Below are 13,229 nucleotides of genomic sequence, written 5' to 3'. Positions count from 1 at the left end.
CGTTGTCGCTCAGGCGTGTTGTTCGACGGCATCGAGCGGGGCGATGGCGAAGCCGTCCTGCGCGAATAGATGGCAGGCGGCGGCCGGTGCGAGCAAGCGCGCGCGATCGCCTGGCTTAAGGCGCGCGTCTCCGGGCGCCTTGGCGATGAGCACCGCCCCGCCCGGTTGATCGAGATGCACGTAGCTGTGTTCGCCGAGCGCTTCGACGAGCGTGATCGTGCGTGAAAGCGCGACGCCGCCTTGTTCGCCGGCTGCCGATGGATCGCCATCGGCCGGTTCGAGATGTTCTGGACGTACGCCGAATGTGACGGGGGCTCCGACGGCTAGGCGCTCGCCCTGCAACGGCAAGCGAACGGACTCGCCGGTACCGTCGAGCGTGACGGTCACGCCCGTCGATTCGACCGCCGCGACCTTCGCCGGCAGAAAATTCATGCGCGGCGAGCCGATGAAGCCGGCCACGAATTGGCTCTTGGGCCGGTGATAGAGGTCGAGCGGGGCGCCGATCTGGGCGATGCTGCCGAATCGTTCGGTGTCCTTGCCGGCGTGCAGCAGCACGATTTTGTCGGCGAGCGTCATCGCTTCGATTTGGTCGTGCGTGACATAGACGACGCTTGCGTCGGCGAACTGTCGGTGAAGGCGCGCGATCTCGACGCGGGTTTGCCCGCGCAGCGTGGCATCGAGGTTCGAGAGCGGCTCGTCGAACAAGAACACGCCGGGCTCGCGCACGATGGCACGGCCGATCGCCACGCGCTGGCGCTGGCCGCCCGATAGCGCTTTCGGATGCCGATCGAGCAGTGCATCGAGCTGCAGGATGCGCGCCGCGTCGCGCACTTTTCGATCGATCTCGGTCTTGGGCGTCTTCGCGAGCTTTAGGCCGAAGGCCATGTTCTCGTAGACGGTCATGTGCGGAAAGAGGGCGTAGCTCTGGAACACCATGGCGACGCCGCGCTGGGCGGCCGGGATGTCATTGACGAGCTTGCCGCCGATCGACAGATCCCCCTCGGTGACGTCTTCGAGGCCCGCGATCATGCGCAGCAATGTCGATTTGCCGCAGCCCGACGGGCCGAGAAAGACGCAAAACTCGTTCTTGCCGATTTCGAGATCGACGTCCCGGATGACCGCGGGGCCATCGCCGTAAGCCTTTTGCACACCGCGTAACGAAATGCTCGCCATCGTGCTGTCTCCGTGTTCTAATCAGCGCCAATCGTTGATTAAGCGCTTAATCATTGCGCCCTAAAAAATCGATCGCGATGCGACCGGCGCTGCGTCTCCGAATGTTCGTCGTGTTTATGCAGCCCATGTTGCCGTGCTCTTGCCGATCGCGCAAATGTTGAATGACCATCCCATTTATTGAGAAATCATGCCGACGCTGAATGAAGTGGCTGCCCGGGCGGGCGTGACGCCTGCCACCGTCTCGAATGTCCTGCGCAACAAAGGACGAGTGGGCGAGGCGACGCGCCAGCGGGTGCTCGAGGCGATTTCGGCCTTGGGCTATCGGCCGCATTTGCCGGCGCGTGCGCTGGCCGAGGGGCGGGCACCGACGATTGCGCTGATGGTGTCGAGCATCGCGAACCCGTTCTATCCCGAGTTCGCGCTGGCGGTGGAAAACGCCTTGCGACGAAAGGGGCAGTTCCTGATCATCTGCAATACGGCGGGCGATCCGCAAACGGGCCGCGCGTATCTCGATCAGATTGCCGGGACGCTATCCGAGGGCGTGCTGGTGATGAATGCAAACCTCGATTTCGAAGACTTGCGGATGACCGAGGTGCGTGGTGCGCCGGTCGTGCTGTGCATGTGGGAACGGCCGCTCGATCCGCCGGGGTTGCCCTGCGTGGCCGTGGATTTTCGGTTGGCGGGCGAGCTGGCGGCGCGGCACCTGCTCGAGCTTGGGCATCGGCGTATCGGCGCCATCGTCGGCAGCAAGGTGTATGGGATTCATGCGGCGCGTTACGACGGGTTCATCGACGCGATGCGGGCGGCCGGGCTCGACGGCGCCGCGGCGCCCGTGCGATACGCACCCGATACGACGCAGGGCGGCTATTGCGCGGCGTTGGAGTTGCTGAAGGCGCATCCGGATCTGACTGCGCTGTTCACGTCGAACGACTTGCCGGCGCTCGGGGCGATGCAGGCGGCCGCGGACCTTGGCCTGGACGTGCCGCGCGAGTTGTCCGTGGTCGGAATCACGGATATCGAACTTGCGCGGGAATCGCGCCCCGCGTTGACGACGGTGGCCGTCCCGACGGTCGAAGCGGCCGAGCTGGCGGTGGCGCTGTTGCTCGAGTTGATCGAAACGGCGGGCGCGAGCGCGCAGGGCGACGGCGCCCGGCGGGCGCGCGTGGGCGTGACGTCGGCGCCGTACCTGGTTGTCCGTGCTTCGACGGGGCCGGCGAAGAAGGACTAGGGCGGCAGGCGCGCGCGGCGAAGCGGTTGACCAGCGAATCCGCGGATTCGCGGATCAGCCCATGCCTGCGCGCACGGATCCCAGCATATCGTGGACGCCGAACGTCATCGATGCGAGGAAGGCCAGTAGCGCCAAGTAGTAGAACGTGTAGGCGAGCTTTACCGACGGCGCGATCCCGTAATAGCGCCTGTTTTCGGGGCGGCTCGCATCATAGTGCCAGGCACGCTGAAGTTGCGGCAGCGCCAAAATGGCCATGACGATCAACAGCGGGGAGGGATGCATGACGAACAGCCCGACGAGCACGGGCACGCCCACGAACCAGATGCGTGGAGAAAGCACGGCTGTGATCCGACCGCCGTCGAACGGCGACAGCGGGATCATATTGAACAGATTGAGGAAGAAGCCGGCATAGCTGAGTGCGAGCATCCACCCGCTATCGAAGCGACGCGCGAAAAAATAGCATGCGAGGGAGGCCAGCGTTCCCGCGAACGGTCCGGCCAGGCCAACATAAGCTTCCGTTTCCGCATCGTGCGGCATCTGCTTCATTTGAACCCACGCACCCACGAACGGCACGAACGTCGGTAGGCCCACGTCGAGGCCGCGTTTGCGGGCGGCGACGTAATGCCCGGCCTCGTGCACGAACAGCAACAGCACGAACCCCACCGCGAACCGCCACCCGTAGAAGAGCGCGTAGACGGCGATCGAGAGCAGCATGGTGCCCGTCGTCGCCAGCACCTTGCCAAGCTTCAGCCCGCTCAGCAGCAAGATCAACAACTTAGCCATGGTGCGTCGAATCGCTGCCTTGTTGCTGCGCCGAATCGCCGGGAGGCTGCCCGCCGTGAGCGTCGCCTGCCACGTCGCCGAACGACGCTGGAGGAAGGAATTCCGTGTCCGTCGACGGTGGTGGCGCAGCCTTCGGTTTGCGCGTGAACAGCCGTTTGATCTTCGTGCTGAACGCTAGCAGCGCAATGAGTCCGACTTTGAAGAACTTCACGGCGAAGGCGGCAATGATCGCGAACAAGCCGAGCTTTTTCACGGCGACGCCCGCGATGAGCGCCGCGAGCCCGTATTCGGCGATATGGTCTGTGGATGCGTTGAAATCGGCATAGCGCTTACCATCCCGATAAGCGATATCCGCGAGCAATGCATTGGCCGTCGGCTTATTGGCTGCGAGCGCCGATAGCTGGCTGACCATCGTCAACGAGAGGTAGCCGTCCCGCCCGAGGGCGAGGGTCCGGTAATTGACGTCATCTTGCGTGGCGTCGGATTGTCCCTTGGATCGTACGATCGCCGACCAAACCAGTCGATGCGTGTTCGCGTCGTAGGCCGGCGGCTCGGCCCAACCGGCGACTTCGACTTCCGGCAGCCCACGCTCCTTGCGTGAGGCGTTCGCCTGCTCGGTGCCGTCGCGCAGGCTCTTCAGGATCCCGTCCGGGTCCCAATGCTTCGCGTCGTCGTCGCGGACATAGCCGCCCTTTTCGTACGTGAGCAAGGCGAGCCAATGCTGGCCGTCCGCTTCGGGCACGATCAAGCCCACGAGCGATTTTTCGTCGACGACGTTGCCTAGCGCGCGCAGATACCGAATGGCCGCCGGCGCCGGAACAAAGGCGGCGTCGGCCGGCAGGGCGAAATCGGCTTCGTCGACGACGGCGATTTTCCGGGGGCCTTTGATCATTGCCGCATTCGCTTCTTTAACGGCGGCTTGCAGTTCGTCTTTCGTTGCCTGGGTTTGCGCGACACAAGCCCCGCTTGCCGCAATGATGAACAGCCCAATCAGGAATGTAACGAACGCTCTCATGGTGATTTTTGTGCTTTTTGTCGGATGGCGGTATTGCCCCGCTCGAACAGCGCCGAGCTTCTCTGGCTAACGGCACGCGAGTTGGACTCTTTAATTGGGCTTGTCGCCATGGTTTGGCGGCAGGTTAGCGCATGGGGCCCACCACGGCTATCGGACCCGCAAGCTCGTCAGGATCGAGCGGTGTCTGGTCGTCATGTTCGGTAGATCTATCGCCACAGGTCGGACCAGCGGCCCCGGAGCAGTTCCGCCGTTCGCTGATCAACCTGTTTGCGAAGTCGGTCGGCTGCCGGACGCTGGTCTTCCAGACTCATGGTGTGGGCAACGCCGCTCACCTCCTGCAGGGCGATCGAGCGCGCCCGATCTTCCACCACCTGAGTGAGCGGTGTTCTGGGCACTAGGGCATAGACCAACTCGCAGTCCAGCCCGTCGGCCAACTTGCGCAATTGGCCGAGCGTGATTCTCCCTTCGGCTTCCGCCGACTCCGACTTGTGTAGTGTCGAACCGGTAATGCCTAATCTTTCCGCCTGCTGGCGCTCGGTAAGGCCCAACGACTCGCGGATGGCTTTTAGCCATCCGCGCGGCGGGGGCCGACGGCTGGTCAAATCCGAATACGCCGCGACCGACGCTTGGATCTCCTCGAGGCGTAGCTGCCGCGTTCTAGAATCCATTGCGCTTGCCTATAGGCTATCAAAGTTGATGGTGACGATAGCCTATAATGACGCGACATTCAAATTTTTGCTTCACTAAAAGGAAGCGGATTGCAATATTGTGCGTTGCTGTAGCGAAGCGAAGTGCTTCACGCAAGAAGGCGAAAGGCTCCAATAAAACAGACCCGCCTCTTTCGAGCGCGGGTCTCAGCGTGACTCAGCCTCGGTTACGCGGACGGGCCACGCAGGCCCTTCGGCACGGCTTCTTACAAATAGAACATCCGATCCTCGTCGGACTTGGCCGCATGCGGCTCGGCTTCCCCGCGATCTTCGTAGAAGGCGAGTACGGCCTCCAGCACTTGGTCGGGGTCGTCGATTACCTTCATGAGGTTCATGTCTTCGGGATTGATGAGCCCCATTGGCAACAGGGCCGTCTCGAACCAATGCAGCAGCCCCTTCCAGAACTCGCTGCCGACGAGAATGATCGGCACGTGCCGCGACTTCTTCGTTTGGATCAGCGTCAGCACTTCGGCTAGTTCGTCGAGCGTGCCGAAGCCGCCCGGCATGACGATCACGGCATCGGAGTTCTTGACGAACGTGACCTTGCGCGTGAAGAAGTGGCGGAAACGCAGCGAAATGTCTTGCCACTGGTTGCCCGATTGCTCATGGGGCAATTCGATGTTCAACCCAACCGAGGGGGCTTTGCCCGCATGCGCGCCCTTGTTCGCGGCTTCCATGATGCCGGGGCCGCCGCCGGAGATGACGGCGAAGCCGGCGTCCGACAGCTTGCGGGCGATCTGAGTCGCCAATTTATAGTGCGGCGAACTCGGCTTCAAACGGGCCGAACCATAAATGCTCACGGCAGGGCGGATCTCCGAGAGGTACTCGGTCGCCTCGATGAACTCTGCCATAATCGTGAACATCTGCCACGACGCGCGGGCCTTCTTGGCCGTCGCACGTTCTTGATCTGCGAGCGATCGCAGACTCGGAATCACTTTTCTCTTGTTCATAATGCCTGCAGAACGGAACCTGAAAGGTAAGACCCTCGTTTTGGTCGATGGATCAAGCTATCTGTATCGGGCCTACCATGCGATGCCTGACTTGCGCGGCCCGGACGGCGAGCCGACCGGGGCCATCTACGGATTCATCAACATGTTGCGCCGCATGCGCAAAGACGTCACGGCAGAGTATAGCGCGTGCGTCTTCGACGCCAAGGGCAAGACGTTCCGCGACGATTGGTACCCCGAGTACAAGGCGCATCGTCCCTCGATGCCCGAGGATCTTTCCAAACAGATCGAGCCCATCCATTTCGCCGTGCGCGCGCTCGGCTGGCCGCTGCTGATGGTGGACGGCGTCGAGGCCGACGACGTCATCGGCACGCTGGCCGCCGCCGCCGAACGCGAGGGCATGAACGTGGTTGTCTCCACGGGCGATAAAGATTTGGCCCAACTCGTGAGCGATCGCGTCAAGCTCGTCAACACGATGACGAACGAAACGCTCGACCGCGACGGCGTGATCGCGAAGTTCGGCGTGCCGCCTGAGCGCATCGTCGATTACCTCTCGTTGATCGGCGATACGGTCGATAACGTGCCGGGCGTCGAAAAGTGCGGGCCGAAGACGGCCGTCAAGTGGCTCGCGCAATATGAAACGCTCGACGGCGTGGTCGAGCACGCGGACGAGATCAAGGGCGTCGTGGGCGACAACTTGCGCCGTGCGCTCGATTTCCTGCCGCTCGCCAAAAAGCTCGTGACGGTCGAGCGGGCCTGCGATCTGACCGAGCACGTCGCCTCGATCGAAGATACTTTGCCGGCTCGTCCCGAATCGCCGCTCGAATTGCGCGATCTATTCATGCGGCACGGGTTCAAAACCTGGCTGCGCGAGGTCGAAGCGCTGATCGAAGGCGCGCAGGACGCCCAAGCCCAAGCGGGCGCAACGGAGCCCTCGGGTGTGCTCGCCGCGGAACCCGCGCCGACCATCGCACCCGAGCGTTGCTACGAGACGGTGCAGACCTGGGAGCATCTCGACGCTTGGTTGGCCAAGATCGATGCGGCTGCCTTGACGTCGTTCGATACGGAAACGACATCGCTCGATCCGATGACGGCCGAGATCGTCGGCCTCTCGTTTTCGGTCGGCGCCGGCTGCGCCGCCTACCTTCCGGTTGCCCACCGCGGGCCCGATGCGCCCGTGCAATTGCCGCGCGACGAAGTGCTGGCGAAGCTCAAACCCTGGCTCGAAAGCAGCGACAAGAAGAAGGTGGGACAACACCTGAAATACGACGAGCAAGTGCTCGCCAATCACGGCATCGCGCTGAACGGCGTCGAGCACGATACGCTGCTCGAATCGTACGTGCTGGAATCGCACCGTCCGCATGACATGGATAGCCTGGCGTCGCGACATCTCGGCGTCAAGACGATCAAATACGAAGATGTGGCCGGCAAGGGCGCAGCGCAGATCGGCTTTGACGAAGTACCGCTCGACAAGGCGGCCGAATATGCGGCCGAGGATGCCGACATCACGTTCCAATTGCATGAGTCGCTGTTTCCGCAAATCGAACGCGAAGCAGGCTTGCTGCACGTCTACCGCGACATCGAGCTGCCGACGGCGCGCGTGCTGCGCAAGATGGAGCGCAACGGGGTGCTGATCGACAGCGAACGCTTGCGCAAGCAAAGCAACGAGATCGCCGCGCGGCTCATCGAATTGGAAACCGAAGCGTACGTGCTGGCCGGCGGCGAGTTCAACCTCGGCTCGCCGAAGCAGATCGGGCAGATCTTTTTCGAGCGGCTGCAGTTGCCCGTCGTCAAGAAGACCCCGAGCGGGGCGCCTTCGACCGATGAAGAAGTCTTGCAAAAGCTCGCCGAAGATTACCCGCTGCCGAAGCTGCTGCTCGAACATCGCGGCTTGTCGAAGCTGAAGTCGACCTATACGGACAAACTGCCGCGCATGGTCAATCCGAAGACGGGGCGGGTGCACACGAACTACGCGCAGGCTGTTGCGGTGACGGGGCGGCTGGCCTCGAACGAACCGAATCTGCAGAACATCCCCGTGCGCACGGGCGAAGGGCGCCGGATCCGCGAGGCGTTCGTTGCGCCCGAGGGCAGCAAGATCGTCTCGGCCGATTACTCGCAAATCGAGCTGCGCATCATGGCGCACATCTCCGGCGACGAATCGCTGCTGCGTGCCTTCGCCCATGGCGAAGACATCCACCGTGCCACGGCGGCCGAAGTATTCGGCGTCACACCGCTCGAAGTCTCGAACGATCAGCGGCGCATCGCGAAGGTCATCAACTTCGGCTTGATCTACGGCATGAGTTCGTTCGGGTTAGCCTCGAATCTCGGCATTACGCGCGATGCGGCCAAGCTGTATATCGATCGCTACTTCGCACGATATCCGGGCGTCGCCCGCTATATGGACGACACGCGCGCGAGCGCGAAGGTTAAAGGCTACGTCGAAACCGTCTTCGGCCGCCGGCTTTGGCTGCCCGAGATCAACGGCGGCAACGGCCCGCGCCGGCAAGCGGCCGAACGCGCGGCGATCAACGCGCCGATGCAGGGCACCGCGGCCGACCTCATCAAGCTGTCGATGATCGCGGTGCAGGCATGGCTCGAACGAGAGCAGGCCAAGAGCCGCATGATCATGCAAGTGCATGACGAACTCGTTCTCGAAGTGCCCGACGACGAACTGTCCGTCGTCCGCGAAAAGCTGCCGCAATTGATGTGCGGCGTGGCGGCACTGAAGGTGCCGCTCGTGGCGGAAGTGGGCGTCGGCGCGAATTGGGAGGAGGCGCACTGATGCGCTGAGCCCGCGTTCATGCTCGCGCCGGTATGGCTTCAATAAGCCGTATCGGCCTCGCGCGAGCGTGCTGCTTCGCGGACAATGGACCGAGCTTGCGCTCGCGCCGCCCTTGCGAGCGCGACCGAACCGCATTATCAACGGCATAGGGAGAATCGGCATGCATCGTTTCATTGTCGTGGGAGGAGGCGCGGGCGGGCTCGAGTTAGCCACGCGCCTCGGAGATCGCTACGGCGCGCGCGAGGGCCGTCAAGCACGCGCGCTCGTGACGCTCGTCGACCGTTATCCGACGCATATCTGGAAACCGTTGTTGCACGAGGTGGCGGCCGGCAGTCTCGATCCCTTTACGCAGGAACTCGAGTATCCGGCACAAGCTCGCTGGCATGGCTTCGAGTTTCAGCAGGGCGAGCTGTCGAACCTGAACCGAGCGGCCAAGCGAATCACGATCGCGCCGGTCATCGATGCCGACGGCGCGGAAATTTTGCCGCAACGCGAACTCGAGTACGACACGCTCGTTATCGCGATCGGCAGCACGACGCATTTCTTCGGCGTGAACGGCGCAGCCGAGCATTCGATCGCGCTCGATACCGTGGCCCAGGCCGACCGGTTTCGCAAGCGGCTCATCGCGGCATGCATGCGTGCCGAGCATCGGCCGCACGAGACGGTCGAGTCGGGGCCGGGAACGTCGCCCGAAAGCGAGCCGCGTATCCAAGTGGCGATCGTCGGCGGCGGTGCGACGGGCGTCGAGTTGTCGGCCGAGCTGCGCAATACGGCGCAGGTGTTGTCGGCCTACGGCCTGCACAAGCTAGATCCTCGGCACGATATCGGCATCGTCCTCGTCGAAGCCGGGCCGCGTATTTTGCCGGCGCTGCAAGAGCGGGTATCGAGCGCGACGGCCGAGCTGCTGCGCAAGCTCGGGGTGAAGCTGATGATCGGCGAAACGGTGGCGGAGGTGGCGCCGGGCATCGTGCGTACCGCTAGCGGCAAAGTCGTGCGTGCCGATCTGACGGTGTGGGCGGCCGGGATCAAGGCCCCGCCGGTGCTCGGCCAGCTCGATGGCCTGACCGTCAATCGAATGGGCCAATTGTGCGTGCGCCGAACGTTGCAGACGGAGGTCGACGACGACATCTTCGCGCTCGGCGATTGCGCGGCCTGTCCGTGGCCCGGCACCGAACGCAATGTTCCGCCCCGCGCCCAGGCCGCGCATCAGCAAGCGAGCTTTCTGCTGAGGGCCTTCTCGAAGCGGCTCGACGGCAAGCCGCTGCCGGAGTTTACGTACCGCGACTTCGGTTCGCTCGTGTCGCTTGGGCACTTCAGCGCCGTGGGCAATCTCATGGGCGGGGTTATCGGCGGGAGCATGCTGATCGAAGGCTTGTTCGCCCGCTTCATGTATATGTCGCTGTACCGGCTGCACGTGGCGGCGTTGCATGGCTACCCGCGGATGATGCTCGATACCGTTGCGCATTGGCTGCGGCGCACGACGCTGCCCCGCGTGAAATTGCACTAGCTGTATGAGCTGCATCGGTGCAGCGGCGCGGCGGTCGCGGCTGCCCGCCGAGGCGCCGCCGCCCGGTGGCTGCATCGCCAGGGCATTCATTCGGTCCGAATTCTAGTGTTCCGGGTGAGCTGTCCCGCATAGACCGGATAGGCTCTTCGTTTTCAATCGAATGTCGGTCGTCCGCCGAATGGCGGGCGCCCGGCACAGTGTCCGAAACGATGAGCCATCCTCCTTTAGCCACCCACATGGTCTCGTTGCCCGACGGCAAACGGGGCAACAATGCGCTCGGCTATTGCACGAGTCTATCCGTGCACCCCGAGCGCACCATCACCTTGACACCGCTCGGCCCGGCATGGTCGCGATGGGTACTGAGGGGAACGAAAGTCGTCGTCAAATGGCTGAAGGTCGCGGGCCAGCCGGAATGCCTCCATGTTCTCGACGGGGAAACGTCCACCACGAGCAGGCTGCCGCGACGCTTGCTGCAGCGGGTGGCGCAAGACATCGTGACGATCCGTACGCTCGATACGCAGCACTCGTCTGCCGGTGTCGCGCTTCACTATGGATGCGCTTCGGCGCTGATCGGCAATATCCTCGCCGTCGAGCCGCTAGGGCCCTGGCAGTGCGCGCTGCCGGCCGGATCCGCCGTGGAGATCGTTAATCTGAGCAATCCCGGCGATAGGTTCAAAAATGGCCTGTATGGATCGCAGTCGTCGATCGTCAGCCAGTCTTCGGCCCGGGTGACGTTTCTCAAAGACACGCCGGGCGGGTGACGAAGTGCAACGATGCAAGGGGCGTCGGCTCGCTGCGCAAGGGGGTAAGCGCTAGCGAGCGGACACCCGAACGGTGCCCGCTCGCCGACCAAGCGATGTGGGCGTGCCCGCTCGGGAGGGGGCTACGGATTCGGCCCGGTAGCGACCGGCCGTGAGGCGTCGGCGCACCACTCGCTCCACGAACCGGCGTATAGTGCCGCGCCATGCAGCCCGGCCACTTCCATCGCGAGCGCGTTGTGGCAGGCCGTGACGCCGGAGCCGCATTGCAGGATCACTTGCTCGGGTTGCTTTTGCCCGATCGCCGCGCCGAACTCGTCGCGCAGCGTATGGGCGGATTTGAAGCGCCCGTCGGCGGTCAGGTTGTCTTTGAAGAAACGGTTGCGGGCGCCCGGGATGTGGCCGCCGACAGGGTCGATCGTTTCGTTCTCGCCGCGATACCGATCGGGAGAACGGGCATCGACGACCAACTGCTCGCCACCATCGATGTTGGCGAGCACGTGTTGTGCGTCGACGGTGACGGCCAGCGGCGCGGCAGCTTTGAAGTTGCCCGGCGCCGGCGCGGCCGGCGTGGCGGTGTCGAGCGTTTGCCCCGCGGCTTGCCACGCTTGCAGGCCGCCGTCGAGCACGGCCACGGAGTCGTGTCCGAGCCAGCGCAACAGCCACCAGAGCCGGGCGGCATAGGCGCCGCCCTGTGCGTCATAGGCGACCACCTGCTGATGCTGCTTCAACCCATGCTTCGCAAGGGCCGCAACTATGGCATCGCGTGCGGGTAGCGGATGGCGTCCGTTCTTGCCCGTCTTCGCTCCAGAGAGGTCGCGGTCGAGATGCAAGTAGCGGGCGCCGGGGATATGGCCTGCCGCATAGGCCTGTTCTCCGGCACTCGGATCGGTTAGGTCGAAACTGCAATCGAAGACGAGTACGCTGCCCGGCGCATTGGACAGGCGTTCGGCGAGATTGTCGGCCGAAATCAGCGTGGTGTAGTGCGTGTGCGGCATGATGGACTCCTCGTTGGCGAGCGCGCTCGCGCGCGGACGGCGAATGATTGCAGTCTAAACAAAAAGACGGGCAAGAGGCACGTTCGCCATCTTGCCCGTCTCGCGACCGGAGGTGTTTCGGGGGGGGCGGCCGTGTCCTAGGCCGGACGGCCGGCGCCGGCTGCCTGTACCCGCATCGGCATCGTCAGATTTCGCCGAGTTCGCGCCGCAGGAACTCGTGGAAATGTTGCATGCCGTCTTCCATCGGGCTTTGGTACGGTCCTACCTGCGATTCTCCACGTTGGAGCAATGCCAGACGGCCCGCGTCCATGCGTTCGGCGATTTCGTCGTCTTCGCGCGCCGTTTCCATATAGGCGGCGCGTTCGGCCTCGACGAATTCGCGTTCGAACAGCGCGATTTCCTCGGGGTAATAGAACTCGACGATGTTCGTCGTTTTCCGTGGGCCGCGCGGAATGAGCCACGAGACAACGAGCACGTGCGGGTACCACTCGATCATGAGCCCCGGGTAGTACACCATCCAGATGGCGCCATATTCGGGCGGCTCGCCGTCGCGCATGCGCAGCACCTCGTCGTGCCACTTGCGGTAGATCGGGCTGCCGGCCTTAGCCAAGCCGTTGTGCACGCCGACTGTCTGCACGCTATACCACTCGCCGAATTCCCAGGTCAGATCGTCGCAGTTGACGAAGCTGCCGAGGCCCGGATGGAACGGCACGACGTGATAGTCCTCGAGATAGACCTCGATGAACGTCTTCCAGTTGTAGTTGCACTCGTGGACTTCGACATGGTCGAACATGTAATCGGAGAAGTCGAAGTGCCGCTGCGTGCCGAGTTTCGCGAGATCTTTCGCGACGTCGCGCCCCTGCGCCTCGAACAGCAGGCCGTGCCAGTTTTGCAGCGCGGTGGCGCTAAGGTTCAGGCAAGGGTTATCGGCGAAGTGCGGTGCGCCGAGCAATTCGCCGTCGAGATTGTACGTCCAGCGGTGCAACGGGCAGACGATGTTCTCCGCCTGGCCGCGCCCGTTCAGCATGATCGCCTGGCGATGACGGCAGACATTCGACAGCAGCTCTACCTGCGAACGTGGGTTGCGCACGAGCACGCGCCCTTCGTTCTCGCTTGGCAGCGCGAAATAATTCCCCGCCTCCGGCACCATCAAATCATGCCCGACGTAGCGAGGACCCTTCTTGAAAAGTGTTTCGATTTCTCGCGCGAGGAGCGCTTCGTCGAAGTAAGCCGTGACCGGCAGCTGGCTCGAAATGGCCTTGAGCTGCAATGCAGTGCTCAGATTGGACATTCCCACTCCCGATGAAAACGTGAAAGCAGCGAACAACCCA

11 protein-coding genes are annotated in these 13,229 nt (G+C 63.3%); 4 read left to right on the top strand and 7 right to left on the bottom strand.

The window, feature by feature from the left end; all coding sequences use genetic code 11:
* Positions 1-9 precede the first annotated feature (9 nt).
* Positions 10-1,173, bottom strand: coding sequence for an ABC transporter ATP-binding protein (locus ACTHN9_RS27420; RefSeq protein WP_440539972.1), 1,164 nt, complete (start codon positions 1,171-1,173; stop codon positions 10-12).
* Between the two features lie 187 nt (positions 1,174-1,360).
* On the opposite strand from ACTHN9_RS27420, the gene ACTHN9_RS27415 reads away from it, so the two are divergent.
* Entirely contained in the window at positions 1,361-2,401 is a 1,041-nt protein-coding gene (locus ACTHN9_RS27415; protein ID WP_440539971.1) for a LacI family DNA-binding transcriptional regulator, read from the top strand.
* Between the two features lie 54 nt (positions 2,402-2,455).
* Here ACTHN9_RS27415 and ACTHN9_RS27410 read toward each other — a convergent pair whose 3' ends face one another.
* From ACTHN9_RS27410 to ACTHN9_RS27395, 4 genes are all read right to left on the bottom strand, one after another.
* Positions 2,456-3,184: a site-2 protease family protein gene (locus ACTHN9_RS27410; RefSeq protein WP_440539970.1), complete on the bottom strand. Its 729-nt coding sequence runs from the start codon at positions 3,182-3,184 to the stop codon at positions 2,456-2,458.
* Positions 3,177-4,199 carry a DUF2167 domain-containing protein gene (locus ACTHN9_RS27405; protein ID WP_440539969.1) on the bottom strand — a complete coding sequence of 341 codons (1,023 nt, stop codon included), beginning with the start codon at positions 4,197-4,199 and terminating at the stop codon, positions 3,177-3,179. Before ACTHN9_RS27405 ends, ACTHN9_RS27410 begins: the two co-directional genes overlap by 8 nt.
* A gap of 206 nt (positions 4,200-4,405) precedes the next feature.
* Complete coding sequence (locus ACTHN9_RS27400) at positions 4,406-4,867, bottom strand: mobile mystery protein A (RefSeq protein WP_440539968.1); 462 nt, start codon at positions 4,865-4,867, stop codon at positions 4,406-4,408.
* 245 nt (positions 4,868-5,112) lie between these two features.
* The gene (locus tag ACTHN9_RS27395) at positions 5,113-5,856 is read right to left on the bottom strand and encodes a TIGR00730 family Rossman fold protein (protein ID WP_440539967.1); all 744 of its coding nucleotides are present in this window, start codon (positions 5,854-5,856) and stop codon (positions 5,113-5,115) included.
* A gap of 1 nt (position 5,857) precedes the next feature.
* Between ACTHN9_RS27395 and polA the strand changes: the two genes are divergently transcribed.
* The 3 genes from polA to ACTHN9_RS27380 all read left to right on the top strand — a co-directional run bounded on the left by polA (position 5,858) and on the right by ACTHN9_RS27380 (position 10,903).
* Complete coding sequence (gene polA, locus ACTHN9_RS27390; protein WP_440539966.1) at positions 5,858-8,635, top strand: DNA polymerase I; 2,778 nt, start codon at positions 5,858-5,860, stop codon at positions 8,633-8,635.
* A 160-nt stretch (positions 8,636-8,795) separates the two neighbouring features.
* Positions 8,796-10,142 (top strand): NAD(P)/FAD-dependent oxidoreductase, encoded by a 1,347-nt coding sequence (locus ACTHN9_RS27385; protein ID WP_440539965.1) that lies wholly within the window; start codon positions 8,796-8,798, stop codon positions 10,140-10,142.
* Positions 10,143-10,351: 209 nt separating this feature from the next.
* Positions 10,352-10,903, top strand: coding sequence for a hypothetical protein (locus ACTHN9_RS27380; RefSeq protein WP_440539964.1), 552 nt, complete (start codon positions 10,352-10,354; stop codon positions 10,901-10,903).
* Between the two features lie 122 nt (positions 10,904-11,025).
* Here the strand turns inward: ACTHN9_RS27380 and ACTHN9_RS27375 are convergent, their stop codons facing one another.
* Together ACTHN9_RS27375 and ACTHN9_RS27370 are read right to left on the bottom strand one after the other, a co-directional pair.
* Positions 11,026-11,898 carry a sulfurtransferase gene (locus ACTHN9_RS27375; RefSeq protein WP_440539963.1) on the bottom strand — a complete coding sequence of 291 codons (873 nt, stop codon included), beginning with the start codon at positions 11,896-11,898 and terminating at the stop codon, positions 11,026-11,028.
* 184 nt (positions 11,899-12,082) lie between these two features.
* Positions 12,083-13,189, bottom strand: a complete 1,107-nt coding sequence (locus tag ACTHN9_RS27370) for an aromatic ring-hydroxylating oxygenase subunit alpha (protein WP_440540048.1) — start codon at positions 13,187-13,189, stop codon at positions 12,083-12,085.
* Positions 13,190-13,229: the final 40 nt, after the last annotated feature.

This window comes from Trinickia sp. (assembly GCF_051953405.1).
GTDB lineage: Bacteria > Pseudomonadota > Gammaproteobacteria > Burkholderiales > Burkholderiaceae > Trinickia.
This window is presented reverse-complemented; position numbering and strand designations above follow the sequence as displayed.

Excerpts from the sequence above, each read along its gene's own strand:
- ACTHN9_RS27410 (WP_440539970.1), bottom strand. The coding sequence starts at position 3,184 with ATGGCTAAGTTGTTGATCTTGCTGCTGAGCGGGCTGAAGCTTGGCAAG.
- ACTHN9_RS27370 (WP_440540048.1), bottom strand. The coding sequence starts at position 13,189 with ATGTCCAATCTGAGCACTGCATTGCAGCTCAAGGCCATTTCGAGCCAG.
- ACTHN9_RS27375 (WP_440539963.1), bottom strand. The coding sequence starts at position 11,898 with ATGCCGCACACGCACTACACCACGCTGATTTCGGCCGACAATCTCGCC.
- ACTHN9_RS27385 (WP_440539965.1), top strand. The coding sequence starts at position 8,796 with ATGCATCGTTTCATTGTCGTGGGAGGAGGCGCGGGCGGGCTCGAGTTA.
- ACTHN9_RS27405 (WP_440539969.1), bottom strand. The coding sequence starts at position 4,199 with ATGAGAGCGTTCGTTACATTCCTGATTGGGCTGTTCATCATTGCGGCA.
- ACTHN9_RS27420 (WP_440539972.1), bottom strand. The coding sequence starts at position 1,173 with ATGGCGAGCATTTCGTTACGCGGTGTGCAAAAGGCTTACGGCGATGGC.
- ACTHN9_RS27415 (WP_440539971.1), top strand. The coding sequence starts at position 1,361 with ATGCCGACGCTGAATGAAGTGGCTGCCCGGGCGGGCGTGACGCCTGCC.
- ACTHN9_RS27380 (WP_440539964.1), top strand. The coding sequence starts at position 10,352 with ATGAGCCATCCTCCTTTAGCCACCCACATGGTCTCGTTGCCCGACGGC.
- ACTHN9_RS27400 (WP_440539968.1), bottom strand. The coding sequence starts at position 4,867 with ATGGATTCTAGAACGCGGCAGCTACGCCTCGAGGAGATCCAAGCGTCG.
- ACTHN9_RS27395 (WP_440539967.1), bottom strand. The coding sequence starts at position 5,856 with ATGAACAAGAGAAAAGTGATTCCGAGTCTGCGATCGCTCGCAGATCAA.
- polA (WP_440539966.1), top strand. The coding sequence starts at position 5,858 with ATGCCTGCAGAACGGAACCTGAAAGGTAAGACCCTCGTTTTGGTCGAT.